This window comes from Candidatus Sphingomonas colombiensis, from assembly GCA_029202845.1.
Classification (GTDB): Bacteria; Pseudomonadota; Alphaproteobacteria; order Sphingomonadales; family Sphingomonadaceae; genus Sphingomonas; species Sphingomonas colombiensis.
On the sequence record CP119315.1, the window covers coordinates 2,655,211 to 2,681,033 of the forward strand.

Sequence of the window (25,823 nt, forward strand, 5' to 3'; positions counted from 1 at the left end):
ATGCGGTCCGACGTCAATATCCTGCGTCCAGATTTGCGACATTTTCCATCGCCTTGCCTTCGACGAAGGCCGAAAGGTTGCGCAGGAATAGCGCCGCGGCGCGCTGGAACATCTTCGCTCGTCCGCTGCGCCCCGACAGGTGCATCGTGATCATGCAGTTCGGCGCCGACCACAAGGGATGATCGGCCGGGAGCGGTTCGGGGTTGGTCGGATCGAGAAAAGCCCCGCCGATCGTGCCGCCATGGAGCGCCGCGAGCAGCGCATCGTCGTCGATCATGTCGCCGCGCGCGATGTTGATGATCCACGCATTGTTTTTCATCGCGGCCAACTCAGCCGCGCCGATGAACGCTTTCGTATCCGATGTGGATGGGGCGGCGAGCACCACCCAGTCGAACTCGCCGAGCCGGTCGCGCCATTGATCCGGCGTGAGCGTGCCGTCGCGCCCGGATCGCGTGACGCCGGTCACATCGATACCGAACGCCGCCAGCCGCTCGCCGATCAGTCGCCCGATCGCGCCAAGGCCGACGATCAGCGCCTTAGTTTCGTACAGCTCGACCATCCCGGGCGCATTGAGCAACCACTCGTGACGGTCTGCGGCGCGGACGATATGGTCGTAACGCTTCGCGGCGACCAGCACGCCCATCACCGCATATTCCGCTACCGCCAGCGTATTGATCCCTACGCCGTTGGTGACGATTGCCCGCCGCGCGCGCAGCACATCAAGTGGGAAAGCGTCGAGCCCGGCATAGATTGTCGAGACCCATTTGAGGTTCGGCCCCGAAGCGCGGATCGTCTCCGCGACGCTCGCGCTCTTTTCCATATCGACCCAGGCGATATCGGCGTCCGCGATCATCGCCTTCGCTTCGTCCGCGCTTTTCCACCACGCGACCGAGACGCCGACAGGGATATGGGGTTCGAGTAGAGCCCGGGCGAGCGCTGGCAGAACGGCTTTCATGGCATGGACGATAGCGTCTCGATCGGCTTCCGCCTATCGTTACGGTCGTGAGCAAGTTTCGTGTCGCCGCCGCCCTTCTGCCGATCGCGCTGACTGCCGCAGCCCCTGCCGGCCTGTCGGTCGACAGCCTTGAGGCGTTGCGCGCGATCGACCTCAGGCTGGGCACGATCGGCTACCGGCTGGCGACCGCCAATGCCGCATTATGCGATCGGCAAACCCCGATAACCGGCGCGTTATTGCACGCGATCACGCAATATGACCGGGCGAGCGAAGCCGCCGCGCGGCAGGCCTTCGGCTTTGCCGCGCCGGTCGCGGTGGAGGCGGTGGTCGCGGATTCGCCTGCCGCGCGCGCGGGCCTTCAGCCGAACGACGGCATTGCCGCAGTGGATGGCGAGGTGATCGCCGCGAGCGCGACGCCATCGTCGGTCGCCGATCGTGATGCCGCGCTCGCCGCGATTGCTCGTGGTGGGATGCGAGTGCGCTTCGATGTGATGCGGGCTGGTGCCGAGCGAGTGGTGGAGGTTGCGGCGTTGCCGGGATGCGCGGCGACGTTCGAGGTGGTGCTCGGCCCGGAAATGACCGCCCAGTCGGATGGTAAAGTGGTGCAGGTCGGGGTGCGTTTCTTCGAACGCTATCGCGACGAAGATGTCGCGGTGATTGCCGCGCATGAACTTGCGCATATCGTCATGAAACATCGCGCCAGACTGGAGGCGGCAGGGGTGAAGGGGGGGCTGTTCGGCGAGCTCGGCCGTAACGCGCGCCTCTCGCAACGCGCCGAAGAAGAGGCGGATCGGCTGAGCATCCATCTGCTCTATAATGCCGGTTACGACCCGACGTCGGCGGCGCGTTTCTGGCGAGCGCACGGCGGCGATATCGACGGCGGCCTGTTCCGCAGCCGCACCCATCCGGCGACCAGGGTGCGGGCGGCGGCGATGGAGGCTGAAGCCGCGACGCTCGTCACCGGTCCGCCGCGCCCGTCGATTCCCGCGCTGCTTGGAGAACGCGATCAGGCGATGCGATGAGGTGGAAAGATCAGGGATGGTCGAGGAGGAGACGTTCGTAGAAACCTCCGAACGCTTCCTCGCGGTCGACGAGGTGGATTTCCAATATCCAATAGCGCTGTCGGCCCTCCAGGTCGAGCGCGCGCAGCGGCTCGGGATTGCTTGGGGCGATGCGATTTCGCTCCTTCGGCCCCGGCATCCGCGCATGCGGAAATTCGCCGACTACATGCCCGGCGATGCGTCCGCCGAAGCGCCATCCTACTTCCTCGGCAGATTGGCAGGCATAATCGTAAAGCGCCGTCCCGCTGATTTCCGGATCGCGCAGGAAGCGTTCGCGCACCTTGTCGAACTGGATCGGCAATTCGCGGCATAGCGCGTGTTTTCGCGGATCGGCGCCGATCGCATAGCTGCGCCCGACATCGGCTTCCCATTCCTCGAACACCGGGCCGAGATCGAGATAAACAATATCGTCAGCCTCGATCATTCGCACGGGCGGGTTATCGGCGGCGACGCACAGCGTGTTGATGCCGGCGCGGGCGATCCGCTTGTGCCAATGTTTCTCGACGCCGAATTCGCGCTGCGCCAACGCGTAAATATCCTGCTCGACCTCGCGTTCGGTTCGTCCGGCGGCCACGATGCCCGATGTTTCGATGAGCGCGAGTAACGCGAACGCCTTTTGCTCAGCATCCACGAGCCGTTCGAGCCTGATCTGTTCGGAATCCACGTTTTCTGGCCTCGTGTTAAATCGTCAGCCGCCAGTCCCACGCCAACGCGTCGCCATCCATCACCTCCACGCCGGCCGCGATCAACTCGTCGCGGATCGCGTCGGAGCGGGCGAAATCCTTCGCCGCGCGCGCTTCACGTCGTTCACCAAGGCACGCGGCGATGGCGGGTTCGTCGATTGTCGCGCTCGCAGGGCGAACACGCAGGTCTTCTCGCCGCAACCGCGACAGATTGAGGCCGAGCAGCGCGTCAAAATCGGCCAGCGCCAGCAACCGCTCTTGCGGCGCGATCTTGCGATCCGCGAGCATTGCGTCGAGCACCGGAAGCGCCTTGGGCGTATTGAGATCGTCCGACAAAGCCGCATCGAGCTGCTCGCGATAGCCGTCGGCCGTTTGCGCGGACGGCGCGGCCGGGCGCGCGCGCAACCCCTCCACTGCCTGCACCAACCGCTTCAGCCGTACCTGTGCGGCAGCGAGATTCTCCCACGAGAATTCCAGCTCGCTGCGATAATGTGCCTGAAGGCACAGCATCCGATAGGCGAGCGGGTGAAAACCGCGATCGACCAGCGCGGCAAGCGTCAGGAACTCGCCCGATGATTTGCTCATCTTCCCCGCGCGCTCGACGAGAAAATTATTGTGCATCCACATTTGCGCGCCGGTGTCGGCGCAGTCGCAATGCGCCTGATTTTGCGCGATCTCATTGGGATGGTGGATTTCGCGATGATCGATCCCGCCGGTGTGGATATCGAATTGGGCGCCGAGATATTTCTTGCTCATCACCGAGCATTCGAGGTGCCAGCCCGGCGCGCCGCGACCCCAGGGCGAATCCCATTCCATCTGCCGGTTCTCGCCGGGAGGCGACGTGCGCCAGATGGCGAAATCCTGCGGATGGCGCTTTCCCGAGACCGGATCGATCCGCCCTTCACCCTCATCATCGCGCGCGCGGGCGAGGCGGCCGTAATCGGGCACGGTGGAGACGTCGAAATAGAGCCCGCTCTCAAGCTGGTAGCAATGCTTCGCCTCGATCGCTTTCGCGAACTCGACCATTTCGACGATATGATCGGTGGCAAGCGGAAAGCGTGTCGGGTCGCCGATGTTGAGGTCGCGCAGGTTCTGTTTGAACGCCTGCGTATAATGCGCGGCGATCGCCCAGATATCCTGCCCGGATTTCTTCGCCGCCGCTTCCATCTTGTCGTCGCCGGCATCGGCGTCGGAGGTCAGGTGGCCGACATCGGTGATGTTGATGATATGGGTGAGGTCATAGCCCTTCCAGCGCAGCGTGCGCGCCAGCGTGTCGGTGAAGACATAGGCGCGCAGATTGCCGACATGGGCATAATTATAAACGGTCGGCCCGCACGAATAGACGCCCACCTGCGGCGCGGCGATCGGCGTGAACGCCTCAAGGTTGCGGGTCAGGCTATTGTATAGGGAGAGCGGGGCGCCATGCATGGCGGCACTCCTAGCGGGCAATCAAAGCCCCCGCCAGCCGGGAGTCTGGCGGGGGCAGGCGTGGCGCGAGCGCCCTGCCGTTCGTGGTGGCGGAAACCGCCAGAAGCTGTCGCTGGCCTATTCAGGCTGCGACATCACCGGCATATTTCAATGAACGGCCCAAATGTTTCAGCGTGTTTCAGCGCGCGAGCGGCAGCGTGACGGTCGCGATCGCGCCGCCGCAGTCGCGATTGGCGAGCGAGACATGCCCTTCGTGGCGAATGACGATCGCGCGGGCGATCGCCAGCCCCAGCCCGGTGCCGCCGGTAGCGCGGTTGCGGGAGGGGTCGCCACGCACGAACGGATCGAACAGTCGCTCGGCCTGCGTGGGATCGATGCCGGGGCCGTCATCCTCGATGTGAATCGTCGCCTCCGCATCGGCCACCGACCAGTTCAGCCGCGCCGCTCCGCCATAGCGAATCGCATTGCCGATCAGGTTCGCGAACACACGGCGCAACGCGCGCGGATCGCCGCGCACCACGGCGCGCGGCCCTGGCGCAAGCGAGACGGCCGCGCCGCCGACGCTCATATCCTCCACCACGCTATCGAGCAGGCTGCCAAGCTCAACCAGCGTGGCATCGCGCTCTCCCGCCTCGTCGCGCGCGAAGCCCAGCGTGTCGGAGATCATCGCGCGCATCTCGTCGATATCGGCGGATGCCCGATCCCGCGCATCGTCCGGCAATTGCTCGATCCAGAAAGCGAGGCGCGACAGCGGGGTTCCCATGTCATGCGCGATCGCCGCCAGCATCGCCGTGCGCTGTTCGGCATGACGCGCGAGACGATCGTGCATGTCGGAGACGGCGGTGGTCAGCGCGCGCACCTCGGCTGGCCCGTCGGTGGGAAATGCCGGTGGTGCCGCCCCGGCTCGTGCCTGATCCGCCGCGTTCGCAAGCCGGCGCAGCGGGCTGGAGATGACGCGCGCGATCCACCAAGCCGGAATCGATAGCAGCAGCACGGTGATCGACATCGCCACCAGGGTGCGGCTGTGCCAGTTGCTGAAGCGCGGCCCTGTGCGTCCTTCCACGATCCGCCAGCCGCCGGGCGTCCGCCAGCCGAAGGCGAAGCCGCCGACAAACGCGCTGGGGATGCCGCGCGGGGTGCGCACGATCAGGGCCACGACATCCTCATGCGGCACATGCAGCGCATGGGCGAGACGCCGGGCAGCATCCGCATCCACATGCTGCGGCCCCATCGGGATGGGGGCCCGATCGGCGGTGTAGATGCGCAGTGGCGGACCGGGGTCGCCGGGTTGACGGCCGGTGCGCAAGGCGAAGGCGATGCTGGCGATGCCGCGCGGCGGGTCCTTCGGCGGCGGCCCGTTGAAGGTGACGGCAAACAGCACCACCGCCGTCAGCACCACCGCGCCGAGCACCAGTACGACAATCGGCGCGGCGATCGACCGCACAGCGCGGCGTTCAGCGAGGCTCGACATCGACCGTGAACATATAACCTTCGTTACGCACCGTGCGGATCAGTTCGTCATTGTCATCGCGAGAGAGCTTGCGCCGCAGCCGGCTGATCTGCACGTCGATCGCGCGATCGAAATGCTCCGCATTCACCCCGCGCGAGAGATCGAGCAACTGATCCCGCGTCAACACGCGCCGGGGATGTTCGACGAACGCGAGCAGCAGGCGGAATTCGCCATCGGAAAGATTGATCACGACATCTTCGGGATCGATCAATTGCCGCCCGACGGGATCGAGTCGCCAGCCCGCGAAGCGGAGGTGCGGGCGCTCGCCGGGTATCGCGCGCGCTCCGCCCTGATTGCGCCGCAGCACGGATCGGATGCGCGCGAGCAGTTCGCGGGGATTGGCGGGCTTTGCGACATAATCGTCCGCGCCCATTTCCAGCCCGACGATCCGATCGATCTCCTCACCGATCACCGATAGGATGATCACTGCCGGCGAACTGGCGCGATCGAGCGAACGCAGGATCGACAACCCGTCTTCGCCCGGCATCATGACGTCGAGCACGATCAGTGCATAGCTTCCGATGGCGAGCAGACGGCGCATTTCGGTGCCATCGGCAGCGGTGTCCACAACATAGCCATGCGAAGTGAGGAACCCCGCGACCAGCTCGCGGATGCCGGGATCGTCGTCAACGATCAGCAGGCGGGTTTCCAGATCCATCTCTGCGGCAGCATTTAGCATGAGCTGACGATTAGGCGAGCCACGTATCGCCAAGGTTTCAGCATTGTAATATTCGGACGATCGGGCGATCGTCGTGACGGCGGCGCAACAGGTGGCGGCAATAACATGCTGTCCAACTTGCCTTCGCGGTGACGCGCTGATAGGGGGCCACCGTTCACGGCGCGAACCATGTTCGACGCCGACTTGGCTATTTGGCGTGTGCCAACGGATTCGGAGAAGTGCGGGTTTATGCAAATCATCGTTCGCGACAATAACGTCGACCAGGCGCTGCGGGCGCTCAAGAAGAAGCTGCAGCGTGAAGGCGTCTATCGCGAGATGAAGCTGCGTCGGCATTACGAAAAGCCGTCGGAAAAGCGTGCGCGCGAGCGCGCTGCCGCCGTCCGTCGTGCGCGCAAGCTGGAGCGCAAGCGCGCTGAGCGCGACGGCGCACGGTAAGTTGATTTCAGCGCCGTCCGTTATCGGCCGGCGCTGATTTTTTCCGAATCGCGACGGGGGCGTGCGTGGCACGGCCCCGCTTCATGCTTGAGGGTTCACATGTCGACCGTCACCGCCGTCCCGATTCCGCCCGTCAAGCGCAGCTATATCGTGTGGCTGGTGCTCGGCATCATCGCCGCGCTGGTCGCAGCGACCGCGCTTGCCTTTCAGGGCGACGATTTCCTGGCGCGCAATGCACGTCAGAAGGGCGTCGTTACCACGGCGTCTGGTCTGCAATATCAGGTGCTTACGCCAGGGACGGGGGCAAAACCGACCGACACGGATGTCGTGCTGGTGAATTATGAGGGCAAACTGCTCAACGGCACCACCTTCGATAAGTCGCAGCAGCCGACGCCGTTCCCGGTGACGGGCGTGGTACCGGGCTTCAGCGAAGGGCTGAAGCTGATGCCGAAGGGTTCCAAGTATCGCTTCTGGATCAAGCCGTCGCTTGGCTATGGCGACAAGGCGACTGGTCCGATCCCCGCCAATTCGGTGCTGGTGTTCGATGTCGACCTGATCGACTTCCTGCCTGAAGCGGTGCTGCGCCAGATGCAGATGCAGCAGCAGATGGGTGGCGCGGCCGGCGGCGCTCCAGGCGCTCCAGGCGCTCAGGGGGCTATGCCGCAAGGCCCTGACGCGCATCAGTAAGCTCTAAAGGCTGGTCGATCTTCCGAAGGGGAGGCTCGCTGGCGCGGGCCTCCCCTTCGTGTTTTCCGGGTGGTGGAAGCGGGCCCGCCGCCTCCCGCAAATGCTTAAATCGGGCGCGGGAGTCAGTGTGCGGCGATAGCGGCGCTGGATTCGAGCGTCCGTTGCTCCTGCCCCTCAAGCACCAGTGCGGTGAGCCGGCCGCTGGCATAGGCGCCGGTATCGATTCCGATCCGGTTATGGCGGAATTCCGGCGCGTCGCTGATCGTGTGGCCGTGGACGACCATGCCGTCGAAACTGCCGTCGTGATTCAGGAACTCGCGACGAATCCACCGAAGATCGGAATCTTTCTGATCTTCGAAGGGCAATCCGGGGCGCATCCCGGCATGGACGAAGCGATAATCGCCCAGCGCGACGCCACGGCCGAACGAATCGAGAAAGGCGAGATGCTCTGCCGGCACGACGCGTTTGATCAATTCGGCGAGTTGTTCGAAATCGCAGGCATCATATTCGTCCGCGCCCGCGCCATAGCTCAGCACGGTTTCGCGGCCACCGGCGCGGTGGAATACCGATAATGCGCTGCGATCGCCTTCTGCGGCGTGGAGCAGCAACTCCTCATGATTGCCCTTGATGAAGTCGCAGTTCCGGCTGGAGGCGGCGAGCGTCATGGCGCGTTCCACCACGCCGCGCGACTCCGGGCCGCGATCGATCAGATCTCCGAGGAAGATCAGCCGTACCTCGCCCGCAAAGCCCGCGCTATCCTGGTCGATCGCTTCGAGCAATTCGTCGAGGCAATCGAGTCGACCGTGAATATCGCCGATCGCATAGACGCGCACCCCGGCCGGCAATCGCGGCGATTCGGGGATCGGCGAGGGGGTAGGCTTGCGAAAAAGGCGAAGAACCATGCGGATACTACTATAGGGAAGGTGTCGCTATACGCCGGTCACCGCAAGGCTCAAGCCGATCCGGCGGCAGCCAGCTTCGTTCGGCCGCGTTTATGTGGATGGTCAGCCCGTGTCAGGCGGCGCGACGCCGTTGATCGGGCGCGAATTGCGCAAGGTTCATGTCCCCCCAGATGCCGCGCGTATCCAGCACATGCTTGCTCGCGCGCTCTTCGATCGGCACCGAGCGGAAGATATCGTGATCGACCAGCACGATCATGATCGGGCAATCCGCGATCGCGCTGTCGATATCGATCAGCCGCGCTCCCGCCGCCGCGAGCGACGTCGGCAGGGCGGCGGCATAAGGCTCCACCACCGCGATTCGTGATCCGAAGCGCGCCGTCAGCGCCTCCGCCACCTTCACCGCCGGGCTTTCGCGGAAATCGTCGATATTGGGCTTGAAGGCGAGTCCAAGGCAGGCGACCGGCACGCCGGGCAAGGCCTCCAGCAATTCGGTGGCGCGCGCGATTACCCAATCGGTCTTGCCGTCATTCACCTCGCGCGCCGTGCGGATCAGCGGGGTGTTCTGCGGATCGGCGTGGACAAGAAACCATGGATCGACCGCGATGCAATGGCCGCCTACGCCGGGCCCCGGCTGAAGGATGTTTACGCGCGGATGGCGGTTGGCCAGCCGGATCACTTCCCAAACATCGACGCCCATCTTCTCCGCAACGATGCTCAGCTCGTTTGCGAAGGCGATATTAACATCGCGGAAGGCGTTTTCGGTGAGCTTGGTCATCTCGGCCGCCCGCGCATTGGTGGTGACGCAGGCGCCGCGCACGAAGCGGCGATAGAAAGTCAGCGCCTTGCGCGCGCAACGCGGGGTGATGCCGCCAATCACGCGATCGTTGTCGATCAACTCGACGAGGATGCGGCCCGGCAATACGCGTTCCGGGCAATAAGCGATGGCGATATCGGCCGCCTCAGCCGACGTGCCCGGCACCTTCAGATCTGGCCGGAGCTGTGCGAGCAGATCGCGGACCTGGTCGGTCGTACCCACCGGAGAGGTTGATTCGAGGATCACAATATCCCCGGCCTTCAGCACGGAAGCGATGGTGGTCGCGGCTTTCAGCACATAGGCAATATCGGGCGCGTGGTTCGCGGCGAAAGGGGTGGGGACGGCGATGACGAACACGTCGGCCGGCTCGATCTCCAGCGACGCGCGCAGGCTGCCGCGCGCGACGACACCGGAAACCAGCCCGTCGAGATCGACTTCTTCGATATGCACATGGCCGGAATTGACCGTCTCGACGACCGAGCGATCGACGTCGATCCCAACCACTTTGGCGCCGGTCCGCGCGATCACTGCCGCTGTCGGGAGGCCGATATAGCCAAGCCCGAGAACGGCGACCTTCAGCTCGTTATCGGGCACCATCGGCAATCACCCCTGCAATCCGTACTGCCGCATGGCCGTCGCCAAATGGGTTGTGGGCGCGCGCCATCGCGGAATAGGCGGCCTTGTCGTCGATAAGGGTGAAGACTTCGGAAACGATGCGATCGCGCCCGGTGCCGACCAGCCGGGCGGTGCCGGCCGCGATACCCTCCGGGCGCTCTGTAGTATCGCGCATCACCAGCACGGGCTTGCCTAGCGCGGGCGCCTCCTCCTGCACGCCGCCCGAATCGCTGAGCGCGATGTGGCACAGGCCGAGCGCCCGGATGAAATGCGGATAATCGAGCGGTTCGATCCGGGCGATATTGGCACGATCGCCAAGGATCGCGTCCATCACCGCGCCGACATTGGGATTTGGATGCATCGGAAACAGCACCGCGACATCTTCGCGCGTGGCGATATCGGCGATGGCGTGGGCGATATTCTCCATCCCCCCGCCGAAATTTTCCCGGCGATGCGTGGTGACGAGGACGATCTTTTTCCCCGCGAAACGCGCCGCGATCCCATCCAGCCCGGCGGCGAGCGACGGATCGGCGGCGATTCGCGCGCTCGTCCAGTGCAGCGCATCGATCACCGTATTGCCGGTAACGTGAACCCCGGCGCTGATGTTTTCGCGCCGCAGCGCTTCAGCGGCGGTTTCGGTCGGCGCGAAATGCAGATCGGCGATCGGGGCGACGATGCGGCGATTCACCTCTTCCGGCCAGGGGTGATAGATATTGCCCGATCGCAGCCCTGCCTCGACATGCGCCACTGGAATCTTGCGATAATAAGCGGCGAGAGCGCCGGCCATCGCGGTCGCGGTGTCGCCCTGGACGATCACGCGATCAGGCTGCTCACGGTCCATCGCCTCGCCCAGACCGGTCAGCAACCGCGCGGTTAATCGGTCTAGCGTCTGGCCGGGCTCCATCACGTCAAGATCGATGTCTGGGGTCAGGCCGGCGATCGTCAGCACCTGATCGAGCAGGCCGCGATGCTGCGCGGTAACGCAGATGCGTGGCGTGACGCCGGGCGTCTCGGCCAGCGCACGAACGACGGGGAACAGCTTGATCGCTTCGGGGCGTGTCCCGAATATGAGCAGAATCTTCATGGGCATCCGTTAATGCGCGGTGCCTTAAGGACGCGCTAAACATCCGCCATCCAAGGAAGCGAATTGTTTCGTTGCCGGTCGATGGATAAGGGCAGCAACGCTGCAACAGGGACGAGTGAATGACGATCAAGCCACTCCGCAAGGCCGTTTTTCCAGTGGCCGGGCTCGGCACGCGCTTTCTTCCGGCGACCAAGGCGATGCCGAAGGAGATGTTGACCGTCGTCGACAAGCCGCTGATCCAATATGCGGTGGAAGAGGCGATCGAGGCGGGGATCGAGCAGATCATCTTCGTCACCGGGCGCGGCAAGTCCGCGCTCGAGGATCATTTCGACATTTCATACGAGCTGGAGGCGACGCTCAAGGATCGCGGCAAGTCGCTCGCCGCGATCGAGGGCATCCGGCAGAAACCGGGATCGCCAGTCTATATCCGGCAGCAGGAGCCATTGGGGCTTGGCCATGCCGTGTGGTGCGCGCGTGAAATCGTTGGCGACGAGCCGTTCGCGGTTCTCCTGCCGGACGAATTGATGGTGGGTACGCCCGGTCTGCTCGCGCAGATGGTAGAAGTTTATCAGCGGACCGGTGGCAACGTGGTCGGCGCGCTGGAAATCCCGCCCGAACAGACCGACAAATATGGCATCATCTCCCCCGGCGAACGCGACGGCCGCGTCGTGGAGGTTACCGCGCTGGTCGAGAAACCGGCCATCGGCACGGCGCCGTCCAATCTGATGATTCCGGGGCGTTATATCCTTCAGCCGGAAGTGATGCGGATTCTGGACACGCCGGTGAAGGGCGCCGGGGGCGAGATCCAGCTCACCGATGCGATGGCGCAGCTGATCGGCAGCCAGCCGTTCAACAGCGTGATGTTCGACGGCCAGCGCTATGATTGCGGCGACAAGGCCGGATATATCCAGGCCAATCTGGCGCTCGCGCTAGCGCGTGAGGATATTGGGCCGGTCGTCCGCGATTTCGCGCGGAAGCTGGTCGCTTGACCGTTCTGGTCACCGGGATGGCCGGTTTCATCGGCCATGCGGTCGCCGGCGCGCTGGCTGCGCGCGGTGAGCGTGTGGTCGGGATCGACAATCTCAACGATTATTATGATCCCGCGCTCAAGCACGCGCGGCTGGCGGATTTGGCCGAGCGCTTCGGCGGGGCGATCCAATTCGTGACCGGCGATATCGCCGATGCGGACGCGCTCGACACGGCGGTGGCGGGGCGGGGCGTCGATCGCATCGTTCACCTCGCCGCGCAGGCTGGAGTGCGCTACTCGCTCGAAAACCCGCGAGCCTATGTTCGCTCCAATCTTGCGGGGCATGTCAACGTGCTGGAACTGGCACGCGGGCTTGGTGTCCGGCATCTCGTCTATGCCTCTTCCTCGTCCGTCTATGGCGGGAATCGCGATCTGCCGTTCCGTGTCGAAGATCGCGTCGATCACCCGGTATCGCTTTATGCGGCGACGAAGAGATCGAATGAATTATTGAGCGAAAGCTACGCGCATCTGTTTCGCATTCCGCAGACTGGTTTACGTTTCTTTACAGTTTACGGCCCGTGGGGTCGCCCGGATATGGCGCCATGGCTGTTTACGTCGGCGATACTTGAAGGGCGACCGATCAAGGTCTTCAACAATGGCGCGATGCGGCGTGATTTTACCTATATCGACGATATCGTAGCCGGCGTTCTCGCGGCGCTGGATCGTCCGCCCGCTGATGATGGCGCAGTCAAGCCGGGGGGAAGCGTCACGCCCCATGCGCTCTACAATCTCGGGAATAGTGCTGCGGAGGAACTGTCGCGCTTCATAGAGGCGATCGAAGTGGCGTGCGGGCGGGCGGCGATGCGGGAGATGTATCCGATGCAGCCGGGGGACGTTTCGGCGACCTATGCCGATATCGAGGCTTCGACGCGCGATCTCGGCTTTAGTCCGGCAACGCCGGTGGAGCAGGGGATTCGTCGGTTCGTTGATTGGTATCGGGCGCAATACGGCTGCTAGCGGCAGGCTGAGCTATCCAGCGTCGATCTGCCCGACTGCCCCCGAGTGTCGGCGCGAGTTCGGACGAAAAACCCAAAGATTCAATATGTTTTATACAGCTTAGGAAGCTGTGGGCGGCGCCCGTTAGGCGGATCATCGCCCGCGTTCGCGTACCGCAGATAAAAAAATAGCGGCCCGAAGACCGCTACTTTCTTCCGATTTCCCGAAGGAATCAGTTGCTGCTCGAGTTGTTGCTCGAGTCGGCGATCACGACGATGCCGGCGATCACGGCAGCAGCAGCGAGAACGGCGATCAGGATGCCACCACCGGCAGCCTTGTCCTTCGACGAGGTCGAGGTCGCAGCGCGCGACTGGCCAACCGAGAGGCTCGACGCCGGGTTAGCCGAAGCGGCAACAGCCGGTGCAACAGCGAGCGACGCGGCAGCAGCGGCGGCAAAATACTTAGCAAGACGCATTGTAAACTCCCTTTCCGATCCGAGGGCTTATTTGCATCAACCTCCGGCGTTTGCAAGCCTCTAAAGCCCGTTCCTTAACAAAGTTCCGCTGCAACGCGTCACGGAGTTGTAATTGTGCAACGACAGGCGGGGTCTTTTTGAAGTCGAACCGAGCGGAAACGAAAGTTGAGCAGATCGGCGATCAGCAATAGGCCGGCCGAATCGGCGCCGAATCGGGTGATTGCTCGAATCGCTTCCAGTGCGGCGAGGCTGCCCATCATGCCGACCATCGGGCCCAATACGCCGTCTTCGGCGCATGAAGTTCCCTCTCGCGCGGGAGAATTGCCTACAAGGCAGCGGTAGCACGGCTTGTCCGCCTCCCAACCGCGATAGACCGCCAGTTGCCCGTCGAATTGCCCTACCGCTGCCGAAACGAGCGGGATACGCGCGGCAAGCGCGGCGTCGGCCACCGTGAGGCGCGTCGCGAAGCTGTCACTGCCGTCGATCACCACTGCCGCATCTGCGAGCAATTTTGCGGCGTTGCGGTCATCAAGCCGCATCGGGCGCTGCTCGATCACGACATGTGGGTTGATTTCAGCGGCGGCGCGGGCGGCAGCCGTTACCTTCGGCATTCCGACATCCGCCGTGCGAAAGATCGTTTGCCGTTGCAGATTGGATGCTTCGACGCGATCATCGTCGATGAGGATCAGTCGGCCGACGCCCGCCGCGGCCAGATATTGGATCGCTGGCGAACCGATCCCGCCAACGCCAACCAGCGCAACCGATGCGCGCTTCAGCCGCAACTGGCCGCTACCGCCGATTTCATGCAGGACGATGTGACGTGCATACCGCGCCAGTTCATCGTGATCGAGCGTCATTCCTTCCACGAGAAGTCGATGCTCGTGCGATACCAGGTCTCATTTTCAGGCGGGGCGACGTTAGCGCGCGCCATTCGCGAAACGAGGCCGGCTGAATATTGCTCGACCGTAGGGCAGCCGATCGCGTGGGGAAGGATCCGCCGAATTTCGCCAGCGTGATCCACCAGCAACGCCAGATCGAGGTGTAGCGTGAAGCCCTCCGCGGCCGGTTGCGCGGCGTTGCACCGGCCGGCGGCCACCTCGTCATGCACGAAGCGGGAAAGCTCTGGCGCGAGAGCCGTTCGCCGGATCAGTGGCAGATCGGGCAACTTGCTCCAGGTCGCGGGGGGAATATCGCCCGCTGGCGCCTCCTGCGGCCCCGCCTGAAGCGCGAGAACCAAGGCAGCGAACGCGATCATCGCCCGGTCGATCCGAACCCGCCGACGCCGCGTGCGGTATCGTCGAGCGACGCGACTTCCACCATGGCCGCACGCAACACCGGCGCGGGGACGAGTTGCGCGATACGCTGGCCGCGCGTCACTTCGAAGGCGGTGTCGCCGAGATTGGCGAGGATCACCTTCACCTCGCCGCGATAGTCGCTGTCGATCGTGCCAGGGGTATTGAGGCAGGTAACGCCATGGTTGAGCGCGAGCCCTGATCGCGGGCGCACCTGCACCTCATAACCTTCGGGAATGGCAATCGCGAAGCCGGTCGCCACCGCGTGGCGCGCGCCCGCGGCGAGCGTCACATCCTCTGCCGCCACCACGTCCATGCCCGCCGCACCGGCGGTGGCATAGCTGGGGAGGGGGAGGTCGGCGCCATGTGGCAGGCGCATCAGCTGAATTGAGATCGGATTGGTCATCGGGCATCCATATAACGTCTCGGCGGCGGCTCGCCACCGGTCAGGATGCCCAATCCCTTCAGGCTAAAGCCTGAGCGATACGCTCCGCCAGCCGATCCGCCACACCGTCCTTGGGCAACCGATCCCAGCTTTCCACGCCATCGGCGGTCACGATATGGATCGTATTGGCATCCCCGCCCATCACGTCCCCGGATACGTCATTGGCGACGATCCAATCGGCACCCTTGCGCGCGCGCTTGGCGATCGCGTGATCGAGCACATTCTCGGTCTCCGCCGCGAAGCCGATGACGAGGCGTGGACGACGCGAGCTTTGCGCCAGCGTGGCGAGGATATCCGGGTTCTCCGCCAGGCGCAGTGTGGGCGTGCCGCCGCCGGCCTTCTTGATCTTCTGCCCCGCGACGTCCTCCGCGCGCCAATCTGCCACCGCCGCTACCATCACCGCCGCATCCGCGGGCAAAGCGCGATCGACCGCCACCGCCATCTCACGCGCCGTTTCCACGTCGATACGCTCCACGCCGCGCGGCGTGGGCAATGCGACGGGGCCGGCAATCAGCGTCACCCGCGCGCCTAGCCGCGCGAGCGCGCCGGCGATGGCGAAGCCCTGTTTCCCCGAACTGCGGTTGGCGATGTAGCGCACCGGATCGATCGGCTCATGCGTCGGCCCGGCGGTAACCAGGATATGGTGCCCGGCGAGGATCGCATTTAGCGGGGATGGCGGCGCAAGCTGAGCTTCGATCGCGTCGACGATCGCTGCCGGCTCTGGCAGGCGGCCGGGGCCGAATTCGCCACACGCCATCGCGCCTTCGTCGGGCGTCATCACCGTAACGCCGTCCGCGCGAAGCTGGGCGACGTTGCGGCGGGTTGCTGCATGCTGCCACATGCGCACGTTCATCGCAGGGGCGACGAGCACCCGCTTGTCGGTTGCGAGCAACAACGTGGTGGCGAGATCGTCTGCGATGCCCGCCGCCATCCGCGCGAGCAGATCGGCGGTGGCGGGCGCGACGACCACGAGATCGGCCTCGCGACTGAGCTGGATGTGACCCATCTCCGCCTCGTCTTTGAGATCCCACAGCGTCGTATAGACCTTGTCCTCGGACAAGGCCGCCAGCGTCATCGGGGTGACGAAATGGCTGCCGCCTTCGGTCAGCACACAGCGGACGCCGTGGCCGGCCTTGCGCAACAGGCGGACAAGCTCACACGCCTTGTAGGCAGCGATGCCGCCGCCGACGATCAGCAGGATGCGCTTCATCATATCACCCCTATCGAACCACTCTCGTCACCGTGATGCGCCGCGTTTCCAGCGAACGTGCGAACAGGTCTCGCAGCCCATCGGGCACGAAGGCCAGGCCGGGAAGGATCAGCGGCGCGACCAATAGCCCCCAATAGAAGGTGTCTTCACGCCCGAAACAACCGATCAGCACCGCATAACCTGTTAGCGTCACGATAACGCGCAGCGCAAAAGGATCGCGGCAGGCGGACCAGCCGAACAGCGCCAGTGCGACCAGCGGCGCGGCGATCGCGAGCGGCGAGAGGCTGAGCGCGGTCGCCAGTGCCATCGTCTTCACGAAGAAGCCAAAGCCGAGCATGCCCGCCCAGCCGGGCGAGGTCGGATCGAATGGGCGCACCACCGCCGAAACCGCCTGCGCATGAAAAGCCACCACCACCGCTAGAACCAGTGTGGCGACAAACCAGCCAAGCGCCTCGCGCCGTTCCCCCTCCAGCAGCGCGAGCAGGAACATCATCCCGACATAGAGCGCTGCGGTTTCGCGGATCAGCGTCGCGGCCAGCGCGATCGCGACGGATTCGATCCAGCGTCCCGGCCGTCGCGCGGCGAGACTGAGCGCGATCAGCAACCCGGCCCAAACTTCGTGAAAAACGGCGAGATCGGCTTGCACGAACGCGGCCATGCTCCCGGCCAGCAGAATCGTCGCGATTATTCGGGGCGGTAGTCGGGTGAAGACGCCACGCAGCCGGACATACCAGACGGCGACGACCGCAGCGGCAAGGGCGTAGAGCAGCAGCACGACGAGTCGGGGGGGCAAATGCGCCTCCACCACTGCCAGCGTCGGCAGGCGGAAAGTGAAGAAGGGGCGCAACGGGTAATTGCCGACGCGCAGCGCCTGCGCGGTTACAAGATAATAGTCGCCGCCATGTCGCACCGCGTCGATGATCGATTCATAAAGCAACACATCGGCGCGATCGTTGCTGCTCGGCGCGGCACGATCCACGAGGGGCGGCCCTGCGGACGAGAGCGCGGTGAGCGACAGGGCGATGAGCAGGCCTAACAGCGCCAGCGCGAACCATGCGCGACGCTGCGGCCAGCCGGCGAATCGCGATCCGCGCGCAAGCCACAGCGGCGAGCGCGTGCGGCCGGTGGCCATCACCAGTGGAGCGCCGCCAGCGCAGCACCCGCGCCGGCGATCGCCGCCAGCCCGGCGACCACCGCATAGCGCCAGCCGCCGCCGATGCGCACCACTTCGATCTCGCGCAGCGGCGGGGCGGGGGGCGCGCCGCCGGGGGCGGGAAAGCGTTCCTCGATCCGGCGAACCAGTTCGGGCAGGCGGGCGAGGGTGCGGAAATCGGTGATCAGTCGATCGGCGACCGCCGCTTCGGGGCCCAACTCGGTGCGGATCCATTCCTCAACTACCGGGCCGGCGGTGTCCCACATGTTGATATCGGGATCGAGGCTGGTGGCCACGCCCTCCACCATCACCATCGTCTTCTGAAGCAGCAGCAGATGCGGCTGCGTGGCCATGTCGAAATCGCGGGTGATCGAGAACAGCCCGTCGAGCATCATCCCGATCGACATTTCCTTGACCGGCAGCCCGCGCATCGGCTCGCCCACCGCTCGAAGCGCGGTGGCGAATTCCGCGACGTTGTGATGCGAGGGGACGTAGCCGGCCTCGAAATGGATTTCCGCGACGCGGCGATAATTGCCGGTGATCAGCCCATAGAGGATTTCCGCCAGCCACATCCGCGCGCGGCGATCGATCCGGCCCATGATGCCGAAATCGATCGCGACGATGCGGTTGCCGGGGATCGCGAACAGATTCCCCTGATGCATGTCTGCGTGGAAGAAGCCCTCCGCGATCGCCTGCCGCAGAAAGGCGTGGACGAGCGTGCGGGCGAGCGCGGGAAGATCATAGCCCTGCTCGATCAACGCGGCGCGATCGGAAAGCTTGACGCCATCGATCCACTCGATCGTCAGCACCTTGCCGGTAGTACGCTGCCAATCGACCTGGGGAACGATATAGTCCGGCTCGGCCGCCATCGCCTCGGCGAGTTCGGACGCGGATGCCGCCTCGCGCCGCAAATCCAGTTCCCGCGCGGTCCAGCGCTTGAACGTCTCGATCACGAGGCGGGGCTGGAGCCGGGCGAGTTCGCCGCCCATCGGCTCGACCTGCGCCGCCGCCCATTCATAGGTTTCGATCGCGCGGGCGAATTCCTGTTCCACGCCGGGGCGCAGCACCTTCACCGCCACATCGCGCCCGTCGGTCGTCACCGCGCGATGGACCTGCGCGATCGAGGCGGCGCCGACCGGCACCTCGTCGAAGCTCGAGAAAAGCTGCTCGATCGGCCGGCCGAAGCTGGCGAGCAATTGCGGGCGGATTTCCGCGAAGGGAATCGGCGGCACCGCATCCTGCAATCGAAGCAGATCATGCGCGGCCGCCTCGCCGACCAGATCGGGGCGGGTGGCGAGCGTCTGGCCGAGCTTGATCGCGGCGGGGCCGATCGCCTGAAACGCATCGGCATAGTGCGGCACCGCCGGGGTGCGCGCGCCGAACCGGGCGACGCGCAGGATACGGCGCAGGCGCGGCGGCGTATTGGAATCGCGCTCGATCCCGCGCAGCGCACCGTGCCGCGCCAGGATGCGGCCCCATTTGAGGAGGCGCCAGCTATGGACGAGGGCGGAGGTCAAATCTTCCAGCCGCTGTGGATCGCCACCAGCCCGCCGAGCAGGGGTTCGACCTTCGTCTGGGTGAAGCCGGCGTCGCGGATCATCGCCTCGAACGTCGGCATATCCGGGAATCGGCGGATCGATTCGATCAGGTAACGATAACTCTCGCGGTCATGCGCCAGCAACTCGCCGAGGCGCGGCACCAGATGATGCGAATAGCTGTCGTAGATTTCCTTGAACCCCGGCCATTGCGTGGTCGAAAATTCGAGGCAGAAGAAGCGTCCGCCACGTCGCAGCACGCGATGCGCCTCACGCAGCGCCGCCGGAATATCGGTGACGTTACGGATGCCGAAGGCGATGGTGTAGGCGTCGAAGAAACGATCCGGGAAGGTGAGCGTCTCGGCGTTCGCCTCGGTCCAGACGAGGCCGTCGATGCCACGCTCCTGCGCGCGCTTCATGCCGACTTCCAGCATCGCCGGGTTGATATCGGCCACCGTCACGCTCGCGCCGGAACGCTCCAGCCGGAATGCGATATCGCCAGTGCCACCGGCCATGTCGAGAATCTGCTCGTCCGTGCGCGGCTTCACCCGCCGGACGAAGCGATCCTTCCACAGCCGATGCATGCCAGCCGACATGGCATCGTTCATAATATCATAGCGGCTGGCGACGCTGGTGAAGACGCCGCCGACGCGGGCGGTCTTGTCCTCGCGTGCCACTTCCTCATAGCCGAAGGAGACGGTTTCGCTCATGGAATGCAGCCCTAGCGGGGGCAGTGGCCTCGGGCTAGGGGGAGAGCGCAATGCCAGAGCTTCCCGAGGTAGAAACTACCGTGCGCGGCCTCGCGCCGGTGCTGGAAGGCGCGATGATCGCGTCGATCGAGACGCGGCGCGCCGATTTGCGTCGCCCGTTCCCGGAAGATCTGCGCCAGCGCATGACCGGCGCGCGCGTCATCGCGCTCGGGCGGCGCGCCAAATACGGGCTGATCGACACCGATCGTGGCGATACGCTGATCTTCCACCTTGGCATGTCAGGCAAATGGCGCGTCGATCCCGGCGAGCTGCTGTTGCACGATCATCTGTTGATCGCGACGGATAGCGGGCGGCGCATCGCGCTCAATGATCCGCGCCGATTCGGCTCGGTCGATCTGTGGCGTAGCGAGGCGCTCGCCGCCTTTCCGGCCTTTGCCGCGCTTGGCCCGGAGCCGCTGGGGCCTGAGCTGACCGGTGCCTATCTCTATCGCGTGCTCGCGGGGCGGCGCGCGTCGATCAAGTTGATGCTGCTCGATCAGCGAATCGTCGCGGGGCTGGGCAATATCTATGTCTGCGAGGCGCTGCATCTCGCGCATATCTCGCCGACGCTGGCGGCGGGGGATTTGTCGCGCGTGAAGCTCAACCGGCTGGTGGAGGCGATTCGCGCCGTGCTGCTCTCCGCGATCGAGGCAGGCGGATCGAGCCTGCGCGATTATGCGCAGCCCGATGGCGAGCTGGGCTATTTCTCCAAGCAGTTCGCGGTTTACGGCCGAAAGGGGCTGGCGTGCGCTTGCGGGGGCGTGGTGGAGCGATATGCGGAAGGCGGGCGCTCCACCTTCTGGTGCCCGGTATGCCAGCGTGGTTGACCGGGACGGCACTGCGCGCTAATGGGCCCGCTTCCAGGGCGAAGGGAAATCCGGCGCCCTTTTTTCATCGACTAGATTTCGAGGACGTCAATGGCGAACACGCCGCAAGCGAAGAAGCGCATCCGTCGCAACCAGCGCCGGGCCGAAGTCAACGGTAACCGCGTGGGCCGTATCCGCACCTTCGTGAAGCGCGTCGAAGCCGCGCTCGCCGCTGGCGACAAGGCAACCGCCGTTGTCGCGCTGGCCGAAGCGCAGCCGGAAATGGCGCGTGGCGTTGCCCGTGGCGTTCTCCATCGCAATACCGCCAGCCGCAAGTTCTCGCGTCTGACTAAGCGGGTCGCCGCGCTGGCTTAACCGCCGCTCGGTGATTTCAGACAAAAAGCCCGCCGGGGTTTCTCGGCGGGCTTTTTGTCGTCTTCTGAAACTGTAACCAAAGAGTCATGGATTTCCCGCGATTCGCGTAGTGGCCGATTCGGCTACGTTATGAATATTCCTTATATTACAGTTGATTGTGAGATTTTTGACGGATTTGCGTGCTCCGCCACGAGTCAACCGTGTTTATTTCGGGATTGTGTCAGGTCGCGGTCTTGATCGACTCACCCGCTTGTTCCTAAACCTTGCTCCGTCGCGATGACGGTCGTCTCGCGCCCAATGTGACAGCGTTGTATTCCGACCGTGGTGGGGACCACTTCGGGGGACTTTTTGTAACGGTTCGGTAAACGGCTGCGACCCCCTCGTCGCGGCCTCAGGAGACTTGTGCGTGGTATCCAATGGTCGATCTTCTGAGCAGGTGAGCGACGCGGCCCGTGCCTGGGCACGTGTGCGCACCAACCTGCGCGAATCGGCCGGGGCGCGCCTGTTCGAGCAATGGCTGAAGCCGATCGAGCTGGTTGAGACCGGGGATGCCGACGCGATCCGTCTGGCGCTGCCGTCCGCATTCATGACCAACTGGGTCCGCAATCACTATGCGGATCGCCTGCTGCACGAATTCCGCGCGGTGCTGCCCGACGTGCGCACCGTGGCGATCGAAACGGCGCGCGCGATTGCCGCGCCCGAGGTGATCGCGCCGATCGCAGCGCCGGTGGAGCAGGCCCCCGCAGCGGCGTCCGCGCCAGCGCCCGCGCCGATCCCGGCGGCTGCCGATCGGCCGACGCTCGATCCGCGACTGACCTTCGATCGCTTCGTCGTCGATACGTCGAACAAAGTGGCGTTCAATGCCGCCCGCGTGCTCGCCGCGCCGGGGCCGGTGCGTTTCAGCCCATTGTTTCTCCATGCGGGCACGGGGCAGGGCAAGACCCACCTGATGCACGCCATCGCGCATGAATTCCTCGCCGCCCAGCCCGGCGCGCGCGTGATGTTCATGTCGGCCGAGCGCTTCATGTTCGAGTTCGTCTCGGCGCTGCGTGCTCGCGACACTTTCGCGTTCAAGGCGCGGCTGCGTGGCTGCGATCTGCTGCTGATCGACGACCTTCAGTTCATCGCCGGCAAGGATTCGACGCAGGAAGAATTCTTCCACACCGTCAACGAGATCATGGCGGCGGGCAAACGACTGGTGATTTCCGCCGATCGTTGCCCGCAGGCGCTCGACGGGATCGAATCGCGCATCGTCGGCCGCATGGCGATCGGGCTGGTCGCGGACATCAAGGCGCCGTCGCTCGAACTGCGCCGCGCGATCCTCGATCGCAAGCTGGCCGATCTGCCGGACGCACGGGTGCCACGCGAAGTGCTGGACATGCTCGCCGGCCGTATCCGCAGCAACATTCGCGAACTGGAAGGCGCGCTCAACCGCGTCGTCGCCTATGCGCAGCTGACCGGGGACGCGATCGATCTCGATTTCGCGATCAGCGTGCTCGGCGACGTGCTGCGCGGCGGCCAGCGCCGCGTGACGATCGATGAGATCCAGAAGGCGGTCTCGGTACATTTCGAGCTGAAGCCGATCGACCTGGTTTCCGCGCGCCGCGCACGCGCCGTTGCACGTCCACGCCAGATCGCAATGTATCTGGCCAAGCGGCTCACCACGCGCTCATTGCCGGAGATCGGCCGGAAATTCGGTGGGCGCGATCACTCGACGGTGATCCATGCGGTTCGGCGGATCGAGGAATTGCGTGACAGCGACCACGATATCGATGGCGCCGTCCGCACCCTGATGCATCAGCTCGAAGGCTGACGCATCAGGCGGGCAGGGGGCTCAGGCCGCCTGCGACAGCGCCGGAGCCGGCGCGTTATTCTGTTCGGAAACGGGCGTGTAGGTCGTGGCGGCATTTGCCTCTGCGACTGGTGCGCGCTTGGGTTCGGGCGCGACCATCCGGCTGAGCAGCACGATCACACCCATCGCGACATAAGCGAAGGCGACGCCTTCGATGCTCCACACCAGCCCGATCGCCAACGCGACGCGCAGAATATTCGGGTGAAATCCGAAATCATCGCCGAGACGACGGCAGATCCCGAAAATCTCGGCTTTCTGGTTGGCGGGGGCGGCGTGATCGGCGGACATTGATTGGCTCCGTTGGCTTGTGAAGCGATGCTCCACATCATGCCGGTTGCTAAGCAGGAGCCGTGCCAATCAAGTATATTGCTGAAATATATGTAAATTTCTTGGAGGCGCGTGGCGGAGACGATGGCGCCCGCGAAAATGTCGCCAATAGTTGGTGATTTTCGCCGTGGCCTGGGGTCGCCGCTCGATCCGCAAGGGGCCGAGCGGCGACGATCCATTCAGGCAAGCAAGCCCATCGCCTGCTGCGTGGCACGCAGCATCGGCTCGGCCAGTTCCCGTGCCTTTTCCGCGCCGCGTGCGAGGATCGCATCGATCGCCGCGCGATCGTCCAGCAGGCGCACCATCTCATCGCGGATCGGCCCGAGCTTGGCGACCGCCAGATCAGCGAGCGCAGGCTTGAACTGGCCGAATCCCTGGCCGGCGAATTCCGCAACCACATCGCCGGGCGTGCGATCCGCCAGCGCGGCGAAGATGGTGACGAGGTTGCGCGCTTCAGGCCGCCCCTCCAGCGCCTCCCACGAATCCGGCAGCGCGTCCGGATCGGTCTTCGCCTTGCGGAACTTGTCGGCGATCACGTCATCCGCGTCGATCAGCTTGACCACCGACTGCGCCGACGGATTGGATTTGGACATTTTCGCCGAGGCATCGCGCAGGCTCATGATGCGTGGCGCCTCCTTGCTCACCAGCGGCTCGGGCAGGGTGAACAACTCGCGCTCGTAATCGAGGTTGAACTTGGTGGCGATGTCTCGCGCCAGCTCAAGATGCTGTTTCTGATCCTCACCCACCGGCACGTGCGTCGCGTTATAGAGCAGCACGTCCGCCGCCATCAGCACCGGATAGTCATAGAGACCGACCGAGGCGCCCTCGCGGTTTTTGCCGGCCTTATCCTTGAACTGGGTCATGCGGTTGAGCCAGCCGACCCGTGCGACATTGTTGAGCAGCCACGCCAGCTCGCTGTGCGCCGGCACGCGGGTCTGGTTGAACAGGATCGAGCGTTCGGGATCGATCCCGGCGGCGACCAAAGTGGCGGTCATCTCGATCGTATTGGCGGTCAGGTCTGCGGGGGCGATCCACTCGGTCAGGCCGTGAAGATCGGCGATGAAATACATCGTCTCCCCGCCCTGAGCCTGAATCTCGTTCTGCATCACCACCCACTGCTTCACCGCGCCGAGATAATTGCCGAGGTGGAGATTGCCGGTGGGCTTGATGCCGGAAACGACGCGCATGATTTCCCTTGTCTGATTTATCGACGGATCAGCCTTCGCGCGTCGGCGAGCCGAAACGCGCCGAACAGGAAGGTCGCGGCGACGTAAACCAACCCGCCAACCGCTACCAGCACGAACATCGCGCCCCAGCGCTCCAGGCTCGGCCCGGTGGTGTAGGGGCGGAACAGGTCGTTGGCGAAATACATCACAACGCCCATCAGCAGCGCCGCCGCAGCCAGCCGCCACGCCCGTCGGCGCAGTTGCGCATCGGGGATGAAATGCTCACGCCGCCGAAGCTCACGCCACAGCATCCACACGTTGACGGTGGAGGCCAGCGCGGTGGCGAGCGGCGGCCCCATATGCCCGAGCGGCAGGATGAAGGCGAGGTTAAGGACGAGGTTCACCGCGATCGATATGGTCGCGAAGCGCACCGGCGTCGTTGTATCCTGCCGCGCATAATAGCCTGGCGTCAGCACCTTCACGAGGATGTAGCTCGGCAGCCCGATCGAAAAGGCCGCGAGCGATTGCGCGGTGGCGACGGTATCGGCGGGGTTGAACTTGCCGTGCTGGAACAGCGCCGCGACGATCGGCTCGCCGCAGATGATGAGCGCGATCGTGGCGGGGAGGGTGAAGAACAGCGCCAGTTCCATGCCCCGGTTCTGCGTCTCCATCGCCGCCGCCGCCTCGCCGCGCCCAAGCTGCGAGGAGATGGTGGGGAGCAGCACCGTGCCGAGGCCAATGCCGATCAGCCCGAGCGGAAGCTGGTTCAGCCGGTCCGCGAAATAAATGTAGCTCACCGATCCGGCCGACAGCAGGCTGGCGGCGAGCGCGGTTGAGATGACGAGGTTGATCTGCACCGCGCCGGCGCCAGCGGCGGCTGGCCAGATCAGCGACAGCAGCTTCTTCACGTCGGGGTTGAGCGTCGGGCGACGGATGCGCAGGCGCACGCCCGCGCGGCGGCACGCCCAGATCAGCCACAGCAATTGCAGCGCGCCCGATATGGTCACCGCGATCGCCTGATTGCGCGCGGTGAACAGCGGCTCGTGATTGTGGAAGAACAACAGCGCGACGATCAGCGTCAGGTTGAGCAGGATCGGCGCGGCGGCGGCCACCCAGAAGCGGTGCAGCGAATTGAGGATGCCGCCGAGCAGCGAGACGAGGCTGATCAGCAGCAGATAAGGAAACGTGATCCGCGCGAGCTGGACGGCGAAAGCGAACTGATCGCCGTTCGCTTCATGAAAACCACCGGACAGCAGCCATGTCACCGGCCATGCCGCGAGCTCCATCAGCACGGTCATGCCGATCAGGACGGGGAGCAACACCGACAGCGCGTTCTCCGCGAAGCTCACCCCGTCCTTCAGGCCACCCCCTTCCGGGTTGGCGACCTTGTGGTTGAACATCGGGATGAACGCGGCGGAGAAGGCGCCTTCCGCGAACAGCGCGCGGAACATATTCGGCAGCCGGAATGCGATCAGGAATGCGTCCGACGCGAAACCGGCGCCGACGAAGCGCGCGAACAGCGAATCGCGCACCAGCCCCAGCACACGGCTGGCCAGCGTGAGTCCGCCGACCGAGCCGAGCGCACGGGTGAGATTCATGATCGCGACCGACGCGGGATGGCG

27 protein-coding genes are annotated in these 25,823 nt (G+C 64.7%); 8 read left to right on the forward strand and 19 right to left on the reverse strand.

What is annotated here, in order from left to right:
- Positions 1–13: 13 nt before the first annotated feature.
- Positions 14–955 (reverse strand): D-2-hydroxyacid dehydrogenase, encoded by a 942-nt coding sequence (locus P0Y64_12750; GenBank protein ID WEK42260.1) that lies wholly within the window; start codon positions 953–955, stop codon positions 14–16.
- Between the two features lie 47 nt (positions 956–1,002).
- Between P0Y64_12750 and P0Y64_12755 the strand changes: the two genes are divergently transcribed.
- Positions 1,003–1,977: a M48 family metallopeptidase gene (locus tag P0Y64_12755; GenBank protein ID WEK42261.1), complete on the forward strand. Its 975-nt coding sequence runs from the start codon at positions 1,003–1,005 to the stop codon at positions 1,975–1,977.
- A 10-nt stretch (positions 1,978–1,987) separates the two neighbouring features.
- Here the strand turns inward: P0Y64_12755 and P0Y64_12760 are convergent, their stop codons facing one another.
- The 4 genes from P0Y64_12760 to P0Y64_12775 all read right to left on the reverse strand — a co-directional run bounded on the left by P0Y64_12760 (position 1,988) and on the right by P0Y64_12775 (position 6,295).
- Positions 1,988–2,680: a M24 family metallopeptidase gene (locus P0Y64_12760; protein WEK42262.1), complete on the reverse strand. Its 693-nt coding sequence runs from the start codon at positions 2,678–2,680 to the stop codon at positions 1,988–1,990.
- A 16-nt stretch (positions 2,681–2,696) separates the two neighbouring features.
- The gene (gene cysS, locus P0Y64_12765) at positions 2,697–4,127 is read right to left on the reverse strand and encodes a cysteine--tRNA ligase (GenBank protein ID WEK42263.1); all 1,431 of its coding nucleotides are present in this window, start codon (positions 4,125–4,127) and stop codon (positions 2,697–2,699) included.
- Between the two features lie 178 nt (positions 4,128–4,305).
- Positions 4,306–5,598 carry an ATP-binding protein gene (locus P0Y64_12770; GenBank protein ID WEK42264.1) on the reverse strand — a complete coding sequence of 431 codons (1,293 nt, stop codon included), beginning with the start codon at positions 5,596–5,598 and terminating at the stop codon, positions 4,306–4,308.
- Complete coding sequence (locus P0Y64_12775) at positions 5,582–6,295, reverse strand: response regulator (GenBank protein WEK42265.1); 714 nt, start codon at positions 6,293–6,295, stop codon at positions 5,582–5,584. Before P0Y64_12775 ends, P0Y64_12770 begins: the two co-directional genes overlap by 17 nt.
- A gap of 249 nt (positions 6,296–6,544) precedes the next feature.
- On the opposite strand from P0Y64_12775, the gene rpsU reads away from it, so the two are divergent.
- Both rpsU and P0Y64_12785 read left to right on the forward strand, forming a co-directional pair.
- Entirely contained in the window at positions 6,545–6,751 is a 207-nt protein-coding gene (rpsU, locus tag P0Y64_12780; GenBank protein WEK45047.1) for a 30S ribosomal protein S21, read from the forward strand.
- A gap of 99 nt (positions 6,752–6,850) precedes the next feature.
- Complete coding sequence (locus P0Y64_12785) at positions 6,851–7,438, forward strand: FKBP-type peptidyl-prolyl cis-trans isomerase (protein WEK42266.1); 588 nt, start codon at positions 6,851–6,853, stop codon at positions 7,436–7,438.
- A 122-nt stretch (positions 7,439–7,560) separates the two neighbouring features.
- Here P0Y64_12785 and P0Y64_12790 read toward each other — a convergent pair whose 3' ends face one another.
- The 3 genes from P0Y64_12790 to wecB form a co-directional block, all read right to left on the reverse strand.
- Positions 7,561–8,340, reverse strand: coding sequence for a metallophosphoesterase family protein (locus P0Y64_12790; protein ID WEK42267.1), 780 nt, complete (start codon positions 8,338–8,340; stop codon positions 7,561–7,563).
- 112 nt (positions 8,341–8,452) lie between these two features.
- Complete coding sequence (gene wecC / locus P0Y64_12795) at positions 8,453–9,751, reverse strand: UDP-N-acetyl-D-mannosamine dehydrogenase (GenBank protein WEK42268.1); 1,299 nt, start codon at positions 9,749–9,751, stop codon at positions 8,453–8,455.
- Positions 9,738–10,853 (reverse strand): UDP-N-acetylglucosamine 2-epimerase (non-hydrolyzing), encoded by a 1,116-nt coding sequence (gene wecB, locus P0Y64_12800; protein ID WEK42269.1) that lies wholly within the window; start codon positions 10,851–10,853, stop codon positions 9,738–9,740. Before wecB ends, wecC begins: the two co-directional genes overlap by 14 nt.
- A 119-nt stretch (positions 10,854–10,972) precedes the next feature.
- Here wecB and galU point away from each other — a divergent pair, with 119 nt between their 5' ends.
- Both galU and P0Y64_12810 read left to right on the forward strand, forming a co-directional pair.
- Positions 10,973–11,842: a UTP--glucose-1-phosphate uridylyltransferase GalU gene (gene galU, locus P0Y64_12805; protein ID WEK42270.1), complete on the forward strand. Its 870-nt coding sequence runs from the start codon at positions 10,973–10,975 to the stop codon at positions 11,840–11,842.
- On the forward strand, positions 11,839–12,837 hold the full coding sequence (locus tag P0Y64_12810; GenBank protein ID WEK42271.1) for an SDR family NAD(P)-dependent oxidoreductase: 999 nt from the start codon (positions 11,839–11,841) through the stop codon (positions 12,835–12,837). The genes galU and P0Y64_12810 overlap by 4 nt, the downstream gene beginning before the upstream one ends.
- A 211-nt stretch (positions 12,838–13,048) precedes the next feature.
- Here P0Y64_12810 and P0Y64_12815 read toward each other — a convergent pair whose 3' ends face one another.
- From P0Y64_12815 to P0Y64_12850, 8 genes are all read right to left on the reverse strand, one after another.
- Entirely contained in the window at positions 13,049–13,291 is a 243-nt protein-coding gene (locus tag P0Y64_12815; protein ID WEK42272.1) for a hypothetical protein, read from the reverse strand.
- Positions 13,292–13,389: 98 nt separating this feature from the next.
- Positions 13,390–14,148, reverse strand: a complete 759-nt coding sequence (locus P0Y64_12820) for a HesA/MoeB/ThiF family protein (protein WEK42273.1) — start codon at positions 14,146–14,148, stop codon at positions 13,390–13,392.
- A complete protein-coding gene (locus P0Y64_12825) occupies positions 14,145–14,546 on the reverse strand; it encodes a hypothetical protein (protein ID WEK42274.1) in 402 nt (133 codons plus the stop codon). The genes P0Y64_12820 and P0Y64_12825 overlap by 4 nt, the downstream gene beginning before the upstream one ends.
- Positions 14,543–14,989: a dUTP diphosphatase gene (gene dut, locus P0Y64_12830; GenBank protein WEK42275.1), complete on the reverse strand. Its 447-nt coding sequence runs from the start codon at positions 14,987–14,989 to the stop codon at positions 14,543–14,545. Before dut ends, P0Y64_12825 begins: the two co-directional genes overlap by 4 nt.
- A 58-nt stretch (positions 14,990–15,047) precedes the next feature.
- Positions 15,048–16,238 (reverse strand): bifunctional phosphopantothenoylcysteine decarboxylase/phosphopantothenate--cysteine ligase CoaBC, encoded by a 1,191-nt coding sequence (gene coaBC / locus P0Y64_12835; protein WEK42276.1) that lies wholly within the window; start codon positions 16,236–16,238, stop codon positions 15,048–15,050.
- 10 nt (positions 16,239–16,248) lie between these two features.
- On the reverse strand, positions 16,249–17,370 hold the full coding sequence (locus P0Y64_12840; protein WEK42277.1) for a hypothetical protein: 1,122 nt from the start codon (positions 17,368–17,370) through the stop codon (positions 16,249–16,251).
- Complete coding sequence (ubiB, locus tag P0Y64_12845) at positions 17,370–18,908, reverse strand: 2-polyprenylphenol 6-hydroxylase (GenBank protein ID WEK42278.1); 1,539 nt, start codon at positions 18,906–18,908, stop codon at positions 17,370–17,372. The genes P0Y64_12840 and ubiB overlap by 1 nt, the downstream gene beginning before the upstream one ends.
- Entirely contained in the window at positions 18,905–19,636 is a 732-nt protein-coding gene (locus P0Y64_12850; protein ID WEK42279.1) for a class I SAM-dependent methyltransferase, read from the reverse strand. Before P0Y64_12850 ends, ubiB begins: the two co-directional genes overlap by 4 nt.
- Before the next feature lie 50 nt (positions 19,637–19,686).
- Here P0Y64_12850 and mutM point away from each other — a divergent pair, with 50 nt between their 5' ends.
- From mutM to dnaA, 3 genes are all read left to right on the forward strand, one after another.
- Positions 19,687–20,502, forward strand: coding sequence for a bifunctional DNA-formamidopyrimidine glycosylase/DNA-(apurinic or apyrimidinic site) lyase (gene mutM / locus P0Y64_12855; GenBank protein WEK42280.1), 816 nt, complete (start codon positions 19,687–19,689; stop codon positions 20,500–20,502).
- A 90-nt stretch (positions 20,503–20,592) separates the two neighbouring features.
- Positions 20,593–20,856, forward strand: a complete 264-nt coding sequence (gene rpsT / locus P0Y64_12860; GenBank protein WEK42281.1) for a 30S ribosomal protein S20 — start codon at positions 20,593–20,595, stop codon at positions 20,854–20,856.
- 436 nt (positions 20,857–21,292) lie between these two features.
- Positions 21,293–22,669, forward strand: coding sequence for a chromosomal replication initiator protein DnaA (gene dnaA, locus P0Y64_12865; GenBank protein ID WEK42282.1), 1,377 nt, complete (start codon positions 21,293–21,295; stop codon positions 22,667–22,669).
- A 21-nt stretch (positions 22,670–22,690) separates the two neighbouring features.
- Here the strand turns inward: dnaA and P0Y64_12870 are convergent, their stop codons facing one another.
- The 3 genes from P0Y64_12870 to murJ all read right to left on the reverse strand — a co-directional run bounded on the left by P0Y64_12870 (position 22,691) and on the right by murJ (position 25,799).
- Positions 22,691–22,996 carry a PspC domain-containing protein gene (locus P0Y64_12870; GenBank protein ID WEK42283.1) on the reverse strand — a complete coding sequence of 102 codons (306 nt, stop codon included), beginning with the start codon at positions 22,994–22,996 and terminating at the stop codon, positions 22,691–22,693.
- Positions 22,997–23,214: 218 nt separating this feature from the next.
- Entirely contained in the window at positions 23,215–24,222 is a 1,008-nt protein-coding gene (gene trpS, locus P0Y64_12875; GenBank protein ID WEK42284.1) for a tryptophan--tRNA ligase, read from the reverse strand.
- 17 nt (positions 24,223–24,239) lie between these two features.
- On the reverse strand, positions 24,240–25,799 hold the full coding sequence (gene murJ / locus P0Y64_12880) for a murein biosynthesis integral membrane protein MurJ (protein ID WEK42285.1): 1,560 nt from the start codon (positions 25,797–25,799) through the stop codon (positions 24,240–24,242).
- Positions 25,800–25,823: the final 24 nt, after the last annotated feature.

Bases quoted from the DNA above. Each gene is read 5' to 3' on its own strand.
- P0Y64_12750 (WEK42260.1), bottom strand. From the start codon at position 955: ATGAAAGCCGTTCTGCCAGCGCTCGCCCGGGCTCTACTCGAACCCCAT.
- cysS (WEK42263.1), bottom strand. From the start codon at position 4,127: ATGCATGGCGCCCCGCTCTCCCTATACAATAGCCTGACCCGCAACCTT.
- P0Y64_12770 (WEK42264.1), bottom strand. From the start codon at position 5,598: ATGTCGAGCCTCGCTGAACGCCGCGCTGTGCGGTCGATCGCCGCGCCG.
- P0Y64_12775 (WEK42265.1), bottom strand. From the start codon at position 6,295: ATGGATCTGGAAACCCGCCTGCTGATCGTTGACGACGATCCCGGCATC.
- rpsU (WEK45047.1), top strand. From the start codon at position 6,545: ATGCAAATCATCGTTCGCGACAATAACGTCGACCAGGCGCTGCGGGCG.
- P0Y64_12785 (WEK42266.1), top strand. From the start codon at position 6,851: ATGTCGACCGTCACCGCCGTCCCGATTCCGCCCGTCAAGCGCAGCTAT.
- P0Y64_12790 (WEK42267.1), bottom strand. From the start codon at position 8,340: ATGGTTCTTCGCCTTTTTCGCAAGCCTACCCCCTCGCCGATCCCCGAA.
- wecC (WEK42268.1), bottom strand. From the start codon at position 9,751: ATGGTGCCCGATAACGAGCTGAAGGTCGCCGTTCTCGGGCTTGGCTAT.
- wecB (WEK42269.1), bottom strand. From the start codon at position 10,853: ATGAAGATTCTGCTCATATTCGGGACACGCCCCGAAGCGATCAAGCTG.
- galU (WEK42270.1), top strand. From the start codon at position 10,973: ATGACGATCAAGCCACTCCGCAAGGCCGTTTTTCCAGTGGCCGGGCTC.
- P0Y64_12815 (WEK42272.1), bottom strand. From the start codon at position 13,291: ATGCGTCTTGCTAAGTATTTTGCCGCCGCTGCTGCCGCGTCGCTCGCT.
- P0Y64_12820 (WEK42273.1), bottom strand. From the start codon at position 14,148: ATGACGCTCGATCACGATGAACTGGCGCGGTATGCACGTCACATCGTC.
- P0Y64_12825 (WEK42274.1), bottom strand. From the start codon at position 14,546: ATGATCGCGTTCGCTGCCTTGGTTCTCGCGCTTCAGGCGGGGCCGCAG.
- dut (WEK42275.1), bottom strand. From the start codon at position 14,989: ATGACCAATCCGATCTCAATTCAGCTGATGCGCCTGCCACATGGCGCC.
- coaBC (WEK42276.1), bottom strand. From the start codon at position 16,238: ATGAAGCGCATCCTGCTGATCGTCGGCGGCGGCATCGCTGCCTACAAG.
- P0Y64_12840 (WEK42277.1), bottom strand. From the start codon at position 17,370: ATGGCCACCGGCCGCACGCGCTCGCCGCTGTGGCTTGCGCGCGGATCG.
- P0Y64_12850 (WEK42279.1), bottom strand. From the start codon at position 19,636: ATGAGCGAAACCGTCTCCTTCGGCTATGAGGAAGTGGCACGCGAGGAC.
- mutM (WEK42280.1), top strand. From the start codon at position 19,687: ATGCCAGAGCTTCCCGAGGTAGAAACTACCGTGCGCGGCCTCGCGCCG.
- rpsT (WEK42281.1), top strand. From the start codon at position 20,593: ATGGCGAACACGCCGCAAGCGAAGAAGCGCATCCGTCGCAACCAGCGC.
- P0Y64_12870 (WEK42283.1), bottom strand. From the start codon at position 22,996: ATGTCCGCCGATCACGCCGCCCCCGCCAACCAGAAAGCCGAGATTTTC.
- trpS (WEK42284.1), bottom strand. From the start codon at position 24,222: ATGCGCGTCGTTTCCGGCATCAAGCCCACCGGCAATCTCCACCTCGGC.
- murJ (WEK42285.1), bottom strand. From the start codon at position 25,799: ATGAATCTCACCCGTGCGCTCGGCTCGGTCGGCGGACTCACGCTGGCC.